We start from the raw sequence: 15055 nt of genomic DNA, 5'->3' as shown, positions 1-15055 counted from the left end.
CGCGCGGGCTGCGCCCGGACTCACAGCTTCCGGGCGCAGCCCACCGGTTCCCCGCCGCCGAGCTGGACGTACAGGGCGGTCGAGGACGGGCACTGGTCGCGGCTGCGCACCGCCCGGGTCACCTTGTACTCCGGCCTCCTCTTCCCCGTGCCGTCGCACGCGGTCTCCCGTACCTCGCCGCGGCCCGCGCCGTAGACGCAGTCGCCGACGACGGTGCGGGGGCCGCCCCCGCCGCCCGGATCGCCCGGATGCGGCGGCTCCAGGTTGCGCATACAGGCGTAGCCCTGCCCGATCGCGCCGTCGCCGTCGCCGTCGCCGTCGCCGTCGCTGTCGGAGACGGGCCGCTGGGCGCTGATGTGCAGCACGAAGTCGGTGGCCGGGGGGCAGGCCGGGCCGTCGCCCGGAGTGCCTTCGTGGCGGGCGATCACCCGGGCCGCCGCCCGTTCACCGGAGCAGGGCACCTCGGTGAAACTCGTCGTGCCGAAGGAACTGCACTCGCCCACGCCGAGGAACACCGCGCCGTAGCCGGAGGGCAGTGTCGAAGCCGCTGCGGCGGTGGGCCTTTCCCCCGGTCCGGCTCCGGCGGGGCCGGGCGCCCGCCGGCAGCCCGTCAGCGCCAGCAGGGCGGCGAGCAGCACAGGCAGGGCGCACCCCACTCCCCCCGCTCTCCATCCCGCCCCCATGGACCTTCTCCCACGCATTGCATCCCCCCGGTCCACTTCCCACCCTCGTCCAGCGTGACCCGCGGCGATGGGGCCACGCCAGGCGTATGGGGTGCTTTGCGTAAGTCGGGGGTGTTCCGCCGGGTGCGCGGCGTACGTCTCGTACGTCCGATGAGAGGGGCCGGTCGGGACGAGGCTAGTACGACAGTCCGTACCCGATGGGATACAGCACCGTCGCCGGATCGTCCGCCCGCTGCACCGCCACCGGCAGCCTCCCGCGCGGCCGCACCCGGCCGGCGATCACCCGTGCGGCGGCTCGCAGTTCCACGTCGGTCCAGGAGTACGACGCCAAGCAGCCGTGCACGGTGGGCAGTTGGGCGACGTCATAGGGATTGCGGATCGCGACCGCCACGACCGGCTTCCCGGTCGCCGTGAGCCGCTCCACGAGCGTCTTCTGCGAGCTGCCCGCCGTGACGTTGTACGTCCCGACCACCACCGCGTCCGCGTCGGCGGCCGCCGCGACCGCCTTGTCGACGGCCGCCGCGGACGGGGTGATGCCGGTGGACAGGGCCGTGGCCGTGAAGCCCAGCTCGGTGAGGGCGGCGGCGAGCACTCCGGTGGGCGGGCCCGTGGTGCCCGAGGGTGAGGCGGGGTCGGCGCCGACGACCAGCAGCTTCCTGTGGGTGCGCCGGGACAGCGGCAGCAGCCGGCCCTCGTTGACCAGCAGGGTCGTGGTGCGCTCGGCGATGCGGTCGGCGGCGGCCAGGTGCTGTGGGGTGCCGACCGTGCGGTCGACGCCGGCCGTGCTGACGTAGGGCTCGTCGAAGAGGCCCAGCCTCGCCTTCAGCCGCAGAATGCGCAGGATCGATTCGTCGAGTCGCGCCTCGGTGAGCTCACCCTCGCGCACCGCCGTCAGCACCGCGTTCCAGGCGACGTCCAGGGAGGGCGGGTTGAGCAGCTGGTCCACGCCCGCTTTCAGCGCGAGCACCGGCACCCGGTCGTCGCCGTACTTGGTGCGCACCCCCTCCATGCCGAGGGAGTCGGTCACCACGACCCCGTCGTAGCCGAGTTCGCCGCGCAGGATGCCGGTGAGGATCGGGCGGGAGAGGGTCGCCGGGTCGCCGGAGTCGTCGAGCGCCGGGAACTGGATGTGGGCGGTCATGATCGAGTCGATGCCGGCCCTGATCGCGGCCCGGAAGGGTACGGCGTCCAGCTTCTCCCACAGCTCGCGGCTGTGCGTGATGACCGGGAAGCCGTAGTGACTGTCGACGGCCGTGTCGCCGTGACCGGGGAAGTGCTTGGCGGTCGCCGCGACCCGCGATCCCTGGTAACCCCTCACCTCCGCGGCCACCAGCGCGGCCACCGCGTCCGGATCGGCGCCGAAGGACCGTACGCCGATGACGGGGTTGGCCGGGTTGACATTCACGTCGGCGTCGGGGGAGTAGTCCTGGTTGATGCCGATCGCGCGCAGTTCGGCTCCGGAGATCCGGCCGAGCGTGCGGGCGTCGGCGCGCGAGCCGCCGGCGCCGATCGCCATGGCTCCCGGGAAGAGGGTCGCGGGCTTGCCGACACGGCAGACGATGCCGTGCTCCTGGTCGGTGGTGACGAGGACGGGCAGGCCGCGCGGCTGGGTGAGGGAGGCCGTCTGGATGCCGTTGGACAGGTCGGCGATCTGGTGGGGATCGCGGGTGTTGTGGGCCCAGGTGAAGTAGATGATGCCGCCGACGCGGTATCTGGCGATCAGCTCGGCGGCGGTGCGGACGCCGATCTCCTTGAGGTTGGCGTCGATGTCGGCCTGGTCGGGGGCGGTGGCCGAGTGGCCGTAGACCCGCATCACGAACAGCTGACCGACCTTCTCCTCCAGCGTCATCCGGGAGATGAGGGCGCGGAGCCGGTCGTCACCGGCGGGGGAGGCGGCGTGCGCGGTGCCGGTCGTCTGCTCGAACGCGACGGCGGCGGTGAGTGCCGCGGTCGCGGCGAGGACGGTACGTCTGGAGGGACGCGCGCCGTCTCCCGGCCTTCCCGGGTTTCCCGGTCTTCCTGAGCTCGTGGTGCTTCCCGTGCTTCCCGTGCTGGTGTCGTGCACGTGCGCTCCTTCCGGAGGAGATCCGCTGGGCGGCCACTGAAGGAAACTTCCGAGGAGTCACCAATATCCGGGAAGTTTCTGCCAGTCAAGGGAGCGCGCAGGACGCCGGGGTGGGGCGAGGGGCCGCCATCGGCGCTGTTGGAGGGGGGCGCGCCGACGGCGGCGTGCTGCCGGCCGCGGTACGGAGGAGAGGGTGGTCAGCGATCGCAGCCAGTAGCGAGGGCCGACACCGCACCGCGGAGACTCATCCGGCAGCTTGCCGATGGGACGAGCCGGGGCGCGGCCGGGTTCCCGGCCGGGCGCGGATTCGGGGCAAGTCGGTGGGCGCGTGCACGCTGTGCTCAACGGGACGCGGGAGCCGTCACCTTCGGCCAGTGCTCCCGCAGGGTGCGCACCGCCTCCGCGATCGCAGGGCGGCGCGCGGCCCCCGTCCGCCACAGCGCGTAGAGCCGCCGTACGGGCATCGGGTCGAGCCGTACCTCGACGACCCCCTCGGGCAGCGGGCCGCGGCCCAGACGCGGGATCAGCGCCACACCGAGTCCCGCGGCGACCAGCGCGACGAGCGTGGGGTTCTCCTCGGCCTGGTGGACGACGTCCGGCTCGTGGCCGGCGGCACGCAGGGTGCGCAGCAGCCAGTCGTGGCAGACCCGCCCGGGCGGCTGGCAGACCCACCGCTCGCCGCCCAGCTCCGAGCGCCGTACCGCCGTTCGCCCGGCGAGCCGGTGCCCCGTGGGCACGAGCAGGTCGCACAGGTCCTCGCCGATGGCCGCCTGCTCCACCCCGTCCGGCGCGGGCAGCGGCGCGATGTCCCAGTCGTGCGCGACGGCGAGGTCGACCGCGCCCTTGGCGACGAGGTCGACGGACAGATGGGGGTCGATCTCGCTGAGCCGCGCGTCCAGGCCGGGGTGCCGTCGGGCCAGGTCCGCGAGGACCCCCGGCAGCAGCCCGCGTGCCGCCGAGGGGAACGCCGCCACGGTCAGCCGTCCGGCCGGCACCCCGCGCCGCTCCTCCAGCTCGGTCTCCGCCCGCTCCACGATCGCCAGCAACTCGCCCGCGGTGGCGACCAGTTGGTGCGCCTCGTCGGTGAGCCGCACACCCCGCCCCGCCCGCTCCAGGAGCACGGTCCGGGTCTCCCTCTCCAGCTTGGCGATCTGCTGCGACACGGCCGAGGACGTGTAGCCGAGCGCGACGGCGGCCGCCCCGACGCTGCCGTGCACCGAGACGGCGTGCAGGGCGCGCAGGCGCTGGAGATCGAGCACGGCTCCTCCTTGGAGTGCTGCCGGCCGGTGACCGGGGTCCGTCGGCCGCTGATCGATTAGCGACGCTTCATCCAACCGTCCAGTAATCATCGCTGGTGCTTCACGGTCCGGGGAAGTGATCCTCGACGCATGCGACCAGCCCATGTTCTTCTCGCCGTCCTCGTCGCCGCCGTCTGGGGCGTGAACTTCACCGTCATCGAGATCGGCCTCGGCCACTTCCCGCCGCTGCTGTTCTCGGCCCTGCGCTTCCTGGCCGCCGCGCTGCCCGCGGTCCTCTTCGTGGGCCGGCCGAAGGTGCCCTGGAAGTGGATCGTGTCGGTGGGCCTGGTGCTGGGCGTGGCGAAGTTCGGGCTCCTCTTCGTGGGGATGGACGCGGGGATGCCCGCCGGACTGTCCTCGCTGGTGCTCCAGATCCAGACGGTGTTCACGGCCCTGTTCGCCTGCCTCGCGCTGGGCGAACGGCCCTCCGGGCGGCGGCTGGTGGGCATGGCCGTGGCGCTGGCCGGAATCGCCGTCGCGGCCGTGGACGAGGGCACCTCGGGCCCGCTCGGCGCCTTCGCCCTGGTCGTCGCCGCGGCCGCCTGCTGGGGCGCGTCCAACGTGCTGACCCGCAAAGCGGCGCCCCCGGACGCGCTGAACTTCATGGTCTGGGTGAGCACGGTCCCGGTCCTGCCCCTGCTCGCCCTGTCGTTGTCACTGGAGGGCCCCTCCCGCGACCTGGCCGCCCTGCGCACCCTGGACTGGCAGGGCACCGGCACGGTCCTCTACGTCGCCTGGGTCACCACCGTCTTCGGCTTCGGCGCCTGGGGCTGGCTCCTGCGCCGCCACGCCGCCTCGACCGTCGCGCCGTTCTCCTTGCTGGTCCCGGTCTTCGGTATGTCCTCCGCGGCCCTGTTCCTCGGCGAGCCGGTGACCTTGCTGCGGTGGTGCGCGGCGGCGCTGCTGGTGGGTGGGGTGGCGGTGACGTCGTTGGCGCGGAGCCGTCCCGGAGCCCGGCAGCCGGTCAGGCCACCACAGCCGCGGCAAGAGCGGCTGCCCCTGCTGCCCCGCAAGTGATCAGGCACCCCCAGGCGATGCGCAGGACCTTGCGGACCCACGCGGGTGCTTGCGGATCCGTACGGCGAAATGGCCGGCCGAAGCGGAGCGGGGGAAGGGCGCACGCGGTGAGGCATCCTCCGCCGAAGCACATGCACAGCCAGCCGAGGGCGTAGTTCGGCCGCGCGGTGTAGTAGGTGCCCCATGCGGTCCGGGTGACGGGTACCAGCGCGTCCCCCTCGTGGCGGTCGGCCTCGTCCTCAAGGGTGGCGTCGGTGTCCGCCACCCTCCCGTCAGCCGACCGGAAGGTTCCGTGCCAGACGGTGTGGTAGTGGTTGCTGTCCCGTCCCGTGCCGGGAACCTGCTCGGCGTACTCCACGCCGAACGTACCCGGGGTCCCGGCCAGCCGGGCGGCGTACGCGAAGCCGGTACTTCCCATGACGAGGAACATCAGTCCGGCGATCAGCAGTACGACGCCGCCCAGACGGGCTCCGGACTTCGGGCGGTATTCACGCGCTGCCGGGACTGGCGCCCGCCCCGTGGAAGATGCCCGCGATGCCTTGCTGGATGTCATCGTTCCTGCAACCAGCGTCGGGCGCCGACTTCGCTGGGATACTCGCGGACGCTGAGCATGGCCATGGACCAGCCGACGCACCAAGCGGCGAACGCCGGCATGACGGGCGCCGCCAGTGCCAAGAGGCCACGGCCGGCGAACCCCCATTTCACGGAGCCGCGGACCTCGGCGCGTTTGCGGCTGCGGAACTCGTCGGGGGTGGGCGGAGCCTGGAGTTGCCTGTGGTGGTCCCGGCGCTGAACCAGCCATCCCCAGACCAGAGTGATGCAGGACGCGGCTGCCTGGGCCCAGTCCGCCACGGGGCGCGCGCTCGGCGGCAGCACGGTGCGGAACCCCTGGTACAGGCTGATCGACACGAAGCAGAGCAAGGCCATCACGGCGAGCAGGAGGACTGCCGTGCGGACGCGGCGCAGCCAGTAGCCCGCGCCGCGTCCGTACCAGCTGGTGCCGAGCCCCGGCAGAGCCGGGATCTGGGCAGGCGTTCCCGGGGCCGAAGCCTCAGAAGATGCTCGTGACACCTTGCCAGATGTCCTTTCCGTATCGCTTGAAGTCGTCACCGGTCTCCGACAGGACGTTGCCGGTTCCGTGCAGTACGCCACCGATCACGCCATGGTCGTGGATGTCCTCGCTCCAGTGCTCGTGGAAGGAATGGTCCAGGATGCTGGTCGCGCCGACAGCCGTCGCGACGCCGATTCCGGCCACCACGCCCGCCCCCACCTCGAAAGGCGCTGCGGCCACCACGCCCGCGGTGATAGCCGCACCGGCGGCGAGGCCGCCCAGGTTGGCGCCGCCGTCGACGACCACCGAGTGCTGCCACGACCAGCCCTTGTCGTGATCGTCCGACGCCTCCAGCACTCCGCAGGCTCCGGCCGCCGCGACGTCCAGGACCGGTATCTCCTTGATGAACTCCGGCAGCTTCTCCAGACCCTTGCCCAAGCGGAGCGCGTCCGCGGCGTCGGCCAGTTTGACGTTCAGGGCCCGGTCGTAGGGCAGTTCGCTGCTGCCGCGCTCGGCGCTGGCGATGTCCTCCTCGAGGGCCTCCACCCTGGCGACCGCGTCGCGGTAGGCGCTCTTGGCGGGCAAATCCTTGGGCAGGGCTCGGCCCGCCTTCTGATACGCCTTGCGTTCCGCGCGCAGATCCTTCTTCGCGACCTGTTCCTCGGCCTTCGCATCGTCGATCAGCATCCGGGCCCGCTTGCCCGCAGCCCGGGTGTCCTCGGCGTCTGCTGCGTACAGACCCCGCAGTGCATCCGCGACGGTGATCTTGTCCCCCGGCGACACCGGCGCCGTCACCTGCGCGTACAGCCCCCGCAACTTGTCCGCCGCGACCAGCCGTGCGTGCTGGGCCGTGTGCAGGATCTCCTGGCGGACCTTGTCGTACTCGCTCATCGCGGAGATCGTCTTCTGGTCGTTCGCGCTGGGCGGGTTCGCCGTGACCATCTGTAGCGGCACGCCCTTGTCACCCATCGGGACGCCCTTGCGCGTCGCGGTGTGCTCGGCGTTCTGCAGGGCGGTCTCACAGGCGGACAGCGCGTCGACCAGTTTGCCGAGGATGTCGCCCGCGCCGTGGACGAGTTGAGCGAAGGCGCCTGCGGTCAGTGCGTCCTCGGTCCACGCGCCGCGGAAGGTCTCGGCGGCATCCCCCTTCCAGCCGGCGTCGTCCACCAGCGTGTCGACGGCACGGCCGAGGGGATGGACGACGTCGTCCAGCTTCTTCTTCGCGTCCTTGTACGTCTCCGCCATCGTGCGCAGACCGCCGATGTCTCCGCCGACCCAGCTGTCGCCCATCAGCCCTCACCCACCATCAGGTCCTCGAACAGGCCGTGCACGTCCACGTCGTGCCGCTGGAAGGAGTCACGCGCGTGCGTCACCTTGTCACCATGGCTGTCGAGCCGGTCGGCGAGGAGCACGTGCAGGCCTTCAATGAGCTGGGCGACCTCTTTGATCGCGTGGTCGAGGCCTGCGTCGCCGCCGCTGACCACGGAGGGGGTGACGTTCGGGTGCAGCTCCCGGTAGTGGCGGGCCTGTTCGTGGAACGTCTTGGCCATCGAGGTGAGGTCACTCATGACCGCCTTGAAGTCGGCCGGCATCAGCGCACCTCCTGTGCGTAGGCGGCCAGGTCCTCCGGCTGCCAGTTGTGCTGCCCGGGAGCGACTCGTGGATCGAGCAGGACGGTCACGTCGTGCTCGCGCAGCCCCTCGGCCAGGGGGCCTATCGACGCGGCGATCCACGGCTGCGCCCCGCCGAGCGCGGCGACCAGCCTCGCCGGCGAGGTGAAGGCGAAGGCCACGGTGCCGTCGGCGTCCGTGGGGTGTGCGAAGAGCTCGTACGCGATGAAGGGCACGCGGGCGGGACGGCCATCCGCGTCCCTCGCGTCGACGTACCGAGGATGGGCCGGTACGAACACCGGTGTGTGGTAAGGGGGAACGCCGGGCTTCGGACCCGGCCGGCCGTCCGTGGCCGGCCGTTCGGGCGGGGCCGCCTCGGCGTAGTCGAGAAGCCGTGAACGAGGAGACGGCGACACCTCCATCGAGGCCGCGTTCGGCTCCGGCCCGGCACCTTCGGCATAGTCGAGAATGCGCGACCGCATCGGTCCTTCCACCGCCGGACTCCCCCTGCTCCTCACCGCCATCCGGCGGGCCCCGCCACAGTAGTCAGCCCGCGTGAGAGCAAATCCGGCTATGTCAGACCGGTCGAGCGGTTGCATGCGCAACTCATACGTTCGTTTGGCCGTTGCCAGGACAACCCTTGACCCGGCGATGACCGGGCCGGCCGTCGAGCGAAATCCGTTCGACGGCACAGGGCGGGTACGCCAGACTCCGGCCGTGACGTTCATGCTGAAGGCGCCGGTCCTGGAAGGCACGCTCGTACGGCTGGAGCCGCTGGGGCCCGGGCACGCGGCCGATCTGGCGGTGGCGGCGGAGGAGGACCGGGGCACGTACGCGTTCACCTGGGTGCCCAGGGCCGAGCAGGTAGGGGAGTACATCGACGCCCAGCTCTCGCGCGCGGAGACCGGCCGGCTCGCGCCGTACGCCCAGATCTCCCTGGCCACGGGACGGGCGGTCGGCGCGACGTCGTACTGGGAGCCGCGCTCCTGGCTGAGGGACGGCCAACTGGACGCGGTCGAGGTCGGGTTCACCTGGCTCGCCCGGTCGGCCCAGGGCGCGGGCGTGAACGCCGAGGCCAAACTGCTGCTGTTCCGGCACGCGTTCGAGGAGTGGCGCGTATCCCGCGTCGACCTCAAGACCGACGCCCGCAACAGCCGCTCCCGGGCGGCCATCGAGGGCGTCGGCGCACGCTTCGAGGGCGTCCTGCGGAACTGGTCGCGCTCCTGGGCCCCGGGGGAGGAGGACCGCCTCAGGGACTCCGCGATCTACTCGATCACGGCGGAGGAGTGGCCCCGGCGCCGGTCACTGCTGGAGGCGAGGGTGGCGAGGAAGTCGGCCCGGGCGGCGGGGGAGGGCGTGCGGTAGGAATGGTCGGGGGCCTCGGAGCCGCGGAGAGATCAGGCCGAGTCGTTCAGCAGCCGGGCCAGGTGGTCGTGCCCGGGGCCGAGCAGTTCCGGCAGCGGCGCCGCAGCCTCGTACCACCGCTTCTCGTACTCCCAGCACAGCCAGCCGTCCCAGCCGCCGCGGGAGAGGACGTCGACGCACTCGGCGAGCGGGAGCACGCCGGAGCCGAGCGGAACGGGCGTCGTGTCGTCGGCCGAGACGATGTCCTTGACCTGCACGTATCCGAGATACGGGGAGAGCGCGGCGTAGGTGTCCGACGGCTGTTCGCCGCCCAGCCAGGTGTGCATCACGTCCCACAGGGCGCCCACGTGCCGGTGACCCACCAAGCCCAGGACGCGCATCGCGTCCGCGCCCGTGCGGTGCGAGTCGTGGGTCTCCAGCAGGATGCGGACGCCGAGGTCGGCGGCGTGCTCGGCGGCGGTGCCCAGCCGCCGGGCGGCGGTGGCGTCGGCCTCCTCGCGGGGCTGCTCCGGGTCGCCGCCGGGGAGGACCCGGACGAAGGGCGCGCCCAAGTCGTGGGCGAGTTCGAGAAGTTCGCGGATCTCGGCGAACACGGGTGCGTCGTCGCCGGGTGCGGCGACGCGCGCGTACCCGGACAGGCCCAGGATCTCGACGCCGCCCGCCTTGAACTCGGCGGCGACCCGGTCCCGTTGGGCCCGGTCGATGCCGGGATGGACGGGCTCCTCCGGGTGCGCGCGCAGTTCGACACCGTGGTAGCCGTGGGTGGCCGCGAGCCGGACCACGTCGGGTACGGGCAGGCCGGGGACGCCGAGGGTGGAGAACGCCAGCTTCATACCCGTCGACCCTACTCGCCGTAGGTCTTCCCCGCCCGTCGCCGTCACTCGGGCGCGGCGCGCAGGCCCGGGTGCCGGACCCGGCCGGCGAGGTCCTGCCCGGAGGAGCGGTGGGGCTTCCCGGCGACCGGGCCGCCCATGGGGGGCGAACCGCCTCACCCTCGCGGCACGCCCGAAGACCCCCGCACCATCAGCTCCCCCCGCACCGTCGCGATCCCCCCGGGCGGCGGCTCTTCCCGCCCCATCGCGATGCGGCCCGCCCGCGCTCCCGCCTCCGCCAGCGGCAGCCGGACCGTCGTCAGGGAGGGCACCGCGTCGATGCTGAAGGGGAGGTCGTCGAAGCCGGCCACCGAGACGTCCTGGGGGATGCGCAGGCCGGACTCCCGCAGGGCCGCGCACGCGCCCAGCGCGACGGAGTCGTTAGCGGCGACGACCGCGGTCAGGGCCGGGTCGCGGCGCAGCAGCTCCAGCGTGGCCTCGTAGCCGGAGCGGCGGTCGTAGTGCCCGTGCACCGTCCGGCGCGGGTCCTCCTCCAGGCCGGCCGCCGCCAGCGCCTCGCGGTGCCCCTCCAGGCGGTGGCGGGTGGTCGTGCGCTCCTCGGGGCCCGCGATGTAGCCGAGCCGCCGGTGGCCCAGTCCGATCAGGTGCTCGGTCAACTGCCGTGCGCCACCGCGGTTGTCGAAGGCCAGCGCGATGGCCTGGGTGTCCGGGGCCGGCGGGCGGCCGCACAGCACCACCCGCGTTCCGGCGTCCGCCAGCTTCCGCAGCTTCGCGGCGACCGCCGCCGCGTGCGCCTCGTCCTCCACGGCCCCGCCGGTCAGCACCACGGCCGCGGCCCGCTGCCGTTGCAGCAGCGTCAGGTAGGTCAGCTCGCGCTCCGGCGAGCCGCCCGTGTTGCAGACCACGGCCAGCCGTTCCCCACCCGCCCGGCCGCCCGGGCCGCCGATCTCGGACTGGATCGCGCTTGCCATGATCCCGAAGAAGGGGTCGGCGATGTCGTTCACCAGGATGCCGACCAGGTCGGAGGTCGCGGCGGCGAGCGCGCTCGCCGGGCCGTTGAGTACGTAGTCCAGCTCGTCGACCGCCTTCAGCACCCGCTCCCGGGTGGAGGCCGCCACGGGGTAGTTCCCGTTCAGCACGCGCGACACCGTCGCGGGCGAGACCTGCGCGCGGGCCGCCACGTCCGCCAGGGTCACCGTCATCTCGTCGTCCTCCGGTCGCGCATCTCGTCGTCGTACGTGATCACCGCAGTCCGGGGGTATGTCGCCGGGTGCGGTGTCGTGCAGACCTTACGACCACCCGGCCGTCTTGTTCGCCCCCTCGAACAACACGGTCCGGACGCAACTCTTGTCCAGAGCGCGCTCGGAGGCCGACTTCCCCCATCATGGAAAGCGCTTGTTGCAATGCTCGCCAGTGACATCGGGTGAGGCTTCGTGAGGCCGTGTGAGCCGAGTGGGACCGCGGGCGCCGAGTGGGACTGCGGGCGCCGAGTGGGGCCGCGTGCATCGAGTGGGACTGCGGGCGCCGAGTGGGGCCGCGCGCGCGGCGTGAGGCCCGGTGCGACCGCACGGCACCACCGGAGCGCATCCGGCGCGTGGGCCGCGCACGTACGAAGGGAGTGACGTGACACGCAAGACGGTGCGGATCGCCATGAACGGCGTGACCGGGCGCATGGGCTGCCGCCAGCACCTCGTCCGCTCGATCCTCGCCCTGCGCGAGCAGGGCGGACTCGACCTCGGCGACGGCACCGTGCTGTGGCCGGAACCGATCCTGGTCGGCCGGCGCGAGCAGGCACTCACGGCGCTCGCCGGCAAGCACGGCCTGGAGCACGTCTCGACGGACCTGGACGCGGTCCTCGCCGACCCGGCCGTCGACATCTACTTCGACGCACAGGTCACCTCGGCCCGCGAGGAGGCCATCAGGAAAGCGATCGCCGCAGGCAAGCACGTCTACACCGAGAAGCCCACCGCCACCGGCCTGGACGGCGCCCTGGAGCTGGCCCGGCTCGCAAACGCCGCGGGGATCAGGCACGGCGTCGTGCAGGACAAGATCTTCCTGCCCGGACTGCTGAAGCTGAAGCGGCTGATCGACGGCGGCTTCTTCGGCCGCATCCTGTCCGTGCGCGGCGAGTTCGGCTACTGGGTCTTCGAGGGCGACTGGCAGCAGGCTCAGCGCCCCTCGTGGAACTACCGCGCCGAGCACGGCGGCGGCATCGTCGTGGACATGTTCCCGCACTGGGAGTACGTCCTGCACGAGCTCTTCGGCCGGGTGAGGTCGGTCCAGGCCCTCACCGCTACCCACATCCCCAAGCGCTGGGACGAGAGGGGCAAGCCCTACGACGCCACCGCCGACGACGCCGCCTACGGCGTCTTCGAGCTCGAGGGCGGCGCGATCGCCCAGATCAACTCCTCCTGGGCGGTCCGGGTCAACCGTGACGAGCTCGTCGAGTTCCAGGTCGACGGCACGGACGGGTCCGCCGTCGCCGGCCTGCGCAGGTGCCGCGCCCAGCACCGCTCCGCCACCCCCAGGCCGGTGTGGGACCCCGACATCCCCGCCACCGAGGTCTTCCGCGACCAGTGGCAGGAGGTGCCCGACAACGGCGGGTTCGGCAACGGCTTCAAGGCCCAGTGGGAGCTGTTCCTCAAGCATGTGTACGCCGGCGCCCCCTACCGGTGGGACCTGCTCGCCGGCGCCCGCGGTGTCCAGCTCGCCGAGCTGGGCCTGAAGTCCTCGGCCGAGGGCCGCCGCATCGACGTGCCGGAGATCCACCTGTGACCATCCATCTGCCGGACGCGAGCGGGGCGTTGCGGGCCTACGAGCCCCGCACCGAACCCCTCGCCATCACCCCGGGGGCCCCCTTGACCTCCCGTGCGGTCTTCTCGGCCGCGCACGTCGTCGCCGACCCGTTCGCGGACGTGTCCCCGGACTCGCCCGCCGCCGTCGACTGGGACGCCACCCTCGCCTTCCGCCGCCATCTGTGGGCGCACGGGCTGGGCGTCGCCGAGGCCATGGACACCGCGCAGCGCGGCATGGGCCTGGACTGGGCGGCCGCGGCCGAGCTGATCCGCCGGTCCGCGGCGGAGGCGCGCGGCGTCGGCGGGCGCATCGCCTGCGGCGTCGGCACCGACCAGGTCAACGGCCGGAGCACCGACCAGGTCAACGGCCGGAGCACCGACCAGGACAACGGCCGGAGCACCGACCAGGACAACGGCCGGAGCACCAACCAGGACAACGGCCGGAGCACCGACCAGGACAACGGCCGGATCACAGGCCGGATCAGAGGCCGTGTCACCGGTTGCTCGCTCGCCGGGATCCGGGCCGCGTACGAGGAGCAGCTCGCCGTCGTCGAGGAGGCGGGCGCCCGGGCGATCCTGATGGCCTCGCGGGCGCTGGCGGCCACGGCCAGGGGGCCGGACGACTATCTGGAGGTCTACGGTCACCTCCTCCGCCAGGCCGCCGAACCGGTGATCCTGCACTGGCTCGGCCCGATGTTCGACCCGGCGCTGGACGGCTACTGGGGCTCCACCGACCTGGACGCGGCCACCGGCACCTTCCTGGAGGTCGTCGCCGCCCACCCCGGCAAGGTCGACGGCGTGAAGATCTCCCTGCTCGACGCCCGGCGCGAGATCGACCTGCGCCGCCGCCTGCCGCGGGGCGTGCGCTGCTACACGGGCGACGACTTCAACTACCCCGAACTGATCGCCGGTGACGAGCAGGGCTTCAGCCACGCGCTGCTCGGCGTCTTCGACCCGCTGGGCCCGCTGGCGGCGGAGGCCGTACGGGTACTGGACACGGGGGACGTGCCCGGCTTCCGTGAACTCCTCGACCCCACCGTCGAGCTGTCCCACCACCTCTTCCGGGCCCCGACCCGCTTCTACAAGACGGGTGTGGTCTTCCTGGCCTGGCTCGCCGGACACCAGTCGCACTTCACGATGGTCGGCGGTCTGCAGTCGGCCCGCTCCCTGCCACATCTCGCCCGCGCCTACGAACTCGCCGACGGACTCGGCCTCTTCCCCGACCCGGAGCTCGCCGAGGAGCGGATGCGGAACCTGCTGTCGCTGTACGGGGTGAACCTATGAGCACCGGTCTCGAACGCTTCTCCATCAACCAGATGACGGTGAAGCAGCTGTCCCTGCCCGAACTGGCCGACGCGTGCGCGCTGTCCGGCGTCCGCAACGTCGGTCTGTGGCGCGAGCCGGTGCAGGAGTACGGCGTCGACGCGAGCGCGAAACTGGTCCGCGACGCGGGCCTGACGGTGACGACACTGTGCCGGGGCGGCTTCCTCACGGCGATCGACCCCGGGGCGCGGGCGGCGGCCCTGGCCGACAACCGCCGGGCCGTCGACGAGGCGGCCGCGCTCGGCACCGGCACCCTGGTGCTGGTCTCCGGCGGTCTCCCGGCCGGGTCCAAGGACCTGCGCGGCGCGCGTGAGCGCATCGCGGACGCGCTGGCGGAACTGGGCCCGTACGCGGAAGACCACGGCGTGCGGCTGGCCGTCGAGCCGCTGCACCCGATGTACGCAGCCGACCGCTGTGTGGTCTCCACCCTCGCCCAGGCACTGGACCTCGCCGAACGCTTCCCCGCCCACCAGGTCGGCGTCACCGTGGACACGTACCACGTCTGGTGGGACGACCGGGCCCCCGAGCAGATCGCCCGGGCGGGTGCGGGCGGCCGCATCCACGCCTTCCAGCTCGCCGACTGGACGACCCCCCTGCCGGAGGGCGTCCTCAACGGCCGCGGCCAGATCGGGGACGGCGCGATCGACATGCGGGAGTGGAAGGGATACGTGGAGGCGGCCGGCTACTCGGGGCCGATCGAAGTCGAACTGTTCAACGGGGAGTTGTGGGCACGGGACGGGCGGGAGGTGCTGGCGCGCACGGCGGAGCGGTTCATCGCACACGTGATCCAATGACCTTATGAATGCCCGTATGACGGATATGAGCGCCCAGTGCGGCGGCCCCTCGGCGGGCCGCCTCGCGTGCGCGGCACCGCGGGGGTGGTGGGAGGGAAAGAAAATCTTGGAACTCCGTGCAACCCTTCCCGCGGTCTGGGTGTCGTACCTGGCATCAGAACCTTTGGAGGGGGATCTGGGGGGATCGCGGGGGTTCTGATGCAGGAGGGGAAAGCCGAGGG

At 72.4% G+C, this 15055-nt stretch carries 15 protein-coding genes; 5 read left to right on the top strand and 10 right to left on the bottom strand.

Annotation, left to right across the window (positions count from 1 at the left end; genetic code table 11):
* Nucleotides 1-20: 20 nt before the first annotated feature.
* From ACH4UM_RS16760 to ACH4UM_RS16750, 3 genes are all read right to left on the bottom strand, one after another.
* Nucleotides 21-683 (bottom strand): hypothetical protein, encoded by a 663-nt coding sequence (locus ACH4UM_RS16760; protein ID WP_398179016.1) that lies wholly within the window; start codon nucleotides 681-683, stop codon nucleotides 21-23.
* Between the two features lie 175 nt (nucleotides 684-858).
* Complete coding sequence (locus ACH4UM_RS16755) at nucleotides 859-2748, bottom strand: glycoside hydrolase family 3 protein (RefSeq protein WP_398179013.1); 1890 nt, start codon at nucleotides 2746-2748, stop codon at nucleotides 859-861.
* Nucleotides 2749-3089: 341 nt separating this feature from the next.
* Nucleotides 3090-4007, bottom strand: coding sequence for a LysR family transcriptional regulator (locus tag ACH4UM_RS16750; protein WP_398179010.1), 918 nt, complete (start codon nucleotides 4005-4007; stop codon nucleotides 3090-3092).
* 129 nt (nucleotides 4008-4136) lie between these two features.
* Here ACH4UM_RS16750 and ACH4UM_RS16745 point away from each other — a divergent pair, with 129 nt between their 5' ends.
* Complete coding sequence (locus ACH4UM_RS16745) at nucleotides 4137-5063, top strand: EamA family transporter (RefSeq protein ID WP_398179008.1); 927 nt, start codon at nucleotides 4137-4139, stop codon at nucleotides 5061-5063.
* On the opposite strand, the gene ACH4UM_RS16740 is transcribed toward ACH4UM_RS16745, so the two are convergent.
* From ACH4UM_RS16740 to ACH4UM_RS16720, 5 genes are all read right to left on the bottom strand, one after another.
* A complete protein-coding gene (locus ACH4UM_RS16740) occupies nucleotides 5011-5481 on the bottom strand; it encodes a hypothetical protein (protein ID WP_398179006.1) in 471 nt (156 codons plus the stop codon). The two genes, ACH4UM_RS16745 and ACH4UM_RS16740, sit on opposite strands and share 53 nt — an antisense overlap.
* A gap of 131 nt (nucleotides 5482-5612) precedes the next feature.
* A complete protein-coding gene (locus tag ACH4UM_RS16735; RefSeq protein WP_398179003.1) occupies nucleotides 5613-6134 on the bottom strand; it encodes a hypothetical protein in 522 nt (173 codons plus the stop codon).
* Entirely contained in the window at nucleotides 6115-7404 is a 1290-nt protein-coding gene (locus tag ACH4UM_RS16730; RefSeq protein WP_398179000.1) for a WXG100 family type VII secretion target, read from the bottom strand. The genes ACH4UM_RS16735 and ACH4UM_RS16730 overlap by 20 nt, the downstream gene beginning before the upstream one ends.
* Nucleotides 7404-7706 (bottom strand): DUF6317 family protein, encoded by a 303-nt coding sequence (locus ACH4UM_RS16725; protein WP_398178998.1) that lies wholly within the window; start codon nucleotides 7704-7706, stop codon nucleotides 7404-7406. The genes ACH4UM_RS16730 and ACH4UM_RS16725 overlap by 1 nt, the downstream gene beginning before the upstream one ends.
* Nucleotides 7706-8206: an SAV_915 family protein gene (locus ACH4UM_RS16720; protein WP_398178995.1), complete on the bottom strand. Its 501-nt coding sequence runs from the start codon at nucleotides 8204-8206 to the stop codon at nucleotides 7706-7708. Before ACH4UM_RS16720 ends, ACH4UM_RS16725 begins: the two co-directional genes overlap by 1 nt.
* 235 nt (nucleotides 8207-8441) lie before the next feature.
* Between ACH4UM_RS16720 and ACH4UM_RS16715 the strand changes: the two genes are divergently transcribed.
* The gene (locus ACH4UM_RS16715) at nucleotides 8442-9089 is read left to right on the top strand and encodes a GNAT family N-acetyltransferase (RefSeq protein ID WP_398178992.1); all 648 of its coding nucleotides are present in this window, start codon (nucleotides 8442-8444) and stop codon (nucleotides 9087-9089) included.
* A 32-nt stretch (nucleotides 9090-9121) separates the two neighbouring features.
* Here ACH4UM_RS16715 and ACH4UM_RS16710 read toward each other — a convergent pair whose 3' ends face one another.
* A complete protein-coding gene (locus tag ACH4UM_RS16710; RefSeq protein WP_398178989.1) occupies nucleotides 9122-9922 on the bottom strand; it encodes a sugar phosphate isomerase/epimerase family protein in 801 nt (266 codons plus the stop codon).
* Nucleotides 9923-10077: 155 nt separating this feature from the next.
* Complete coding sequence (locus tag ACH4UM_RS16705; RefSeq protein ID WP_398178986.1) at nucleotides 10078-11124, bottom strand: LacI family DNA-binding transcriptional regulator; 1047 nt, start codon at nucleotides 11122-11124, stop codon at nucleotides 10078-10080.
* A 421-nt stretch (nucleotides 11125-11545) separates the two neighbouring features.
* Between ACH4UM_RS16705 and ACH4UM_RS16700 the strand changes: the two genes are divergently transcribed.
* Genes ACH4UM_RS16700 through ACH4UM_RS16690 form a run of 3 tightly spaced genes read left to right on the top strand, consistent with a single transcriptional unit; the run spans nucleotide 11546 to nucleotide 14834 of the window.
* Complete coding sequence (locus tag ACH4UM_RS16700; RefSeq protein ID WP_398178983.1) at nucleotides 11546-12697, top strand: Gfo/Idh/MocA family protein; 1152 nt, start codon at nucleotides 11546-11548, stop codon at nucleotides 12695-12697.
* On the top strand, nucleotides 12694-14001 hold the full coding sequence (locus tag ACH4UM_RS16695; RefSeq protein WP_398178980.1) for a dihydrodipicolinate synthase family protein: 1308 nt from the start codon (nucleotides 12694-12696) through the stop codon (nucleotides 13999-14001). The genes ACH4UM_RS16700 and ACH4UM_RS16695 overlap by 4 nt, the downstream gene beginning before the upstream one ends.
* Nucleotides 13998-14834 (top strand): sugar phosphate isomerase/epimerase family protein, encoded by an 837-nt coding sequence (locus tag ACH4UM_RS16690; protein ID WP_398178977.1) that lies wholly within the window; start codon nucleotides 13998-14000, stop codon nucleotides 14832-14834. The genes ACH4UM_RS16695 and ACH4UM_RS16690 overlap by 4 nt, the downstream gene beginning before the upstream one ends.
* Nucleotides 14835-15055 lie beyond the last annotated feature (221 nt).

The sequence above is a fragment of the Streptomyces sp. NPDC020801 genome (assembly GCF_044334385.1).
Classification (GTDB): domain Bacteria; phylum Actinomycetota; class Actinomycetes; order Streptomycetales; family Streptomycetaceae; genus Streptomyces.
Note: the sequence above shows the minus strand (reverse complement) of the source record. Positions and strands in the feature narration are given on the sequence as shown.

Coding starts and splice junctions, on each gene's coding strand:
- ACH4UM_RS16760 (WP_398179016.1), bottom strand. CDS start 683: ATGGGGGCGGGATGGAGAGCGGGGGGAGTGGGGTGCGCCCTGCCTGTG.
- ACH4UM_RS16745 (WP_398179008.1), top strand. CDS start 4,137: ATGCGACCAGCCCATGTTCTTCTCGCCGTCCTCGTCGCCGCCGTCTGG.
- ACH4UM_RS16740 (WP_398179006.1), bottom strand. CDS start 5,481: ATGGGAAGTACCGGCTTCGCGTACGCCGCCCGGCTGGCCGGGACCCCG.
- ACH4UM_RS16730 (WP_398179000.1), bottom strand. CDS start 7,404: ATGGGCGACAGCTGGGTCGGCGGAGACATCGGCGGTCTGCGCACGATG.
- ACH4UM_RS16725 (WP_398178998.1), bottom strand. CDS start 7,706: ATGCCGGCCGACTTCAAGGCGGTCATGAGTGACCTCACCTCGATGGCC.
- ACH4UM_RS16720 (WP_398178995.1), bottom strand. CDS start 8,206: ATGCGGTCGCGCATTCTCGACTATGCCGAAGGTGCCGGGCCGGAGCCG.
- ACH4UM_RS16710 (WP_398178989.1), bottom strand. CDS start 9,922: ATGAAGCTGGCGTTCTCCACCCTCGGCGTCCCCGGCCTGCCCGTACCC.
- ACH4UM_RS16705 (WP_398178986.1), bottom strand. CDS start 11,124: ATGACGGTGACCCTGGCGGACGTGGCGGCCCGCGCGCAGGTCTCGCCC.
- ACH4UM_RS16690 (WP_398178977.1), top strand. CDS start 13,998: ATGAGCACCGGTCTCGAACGCTTCTCCATCAACCAGATGACGGTGAAG.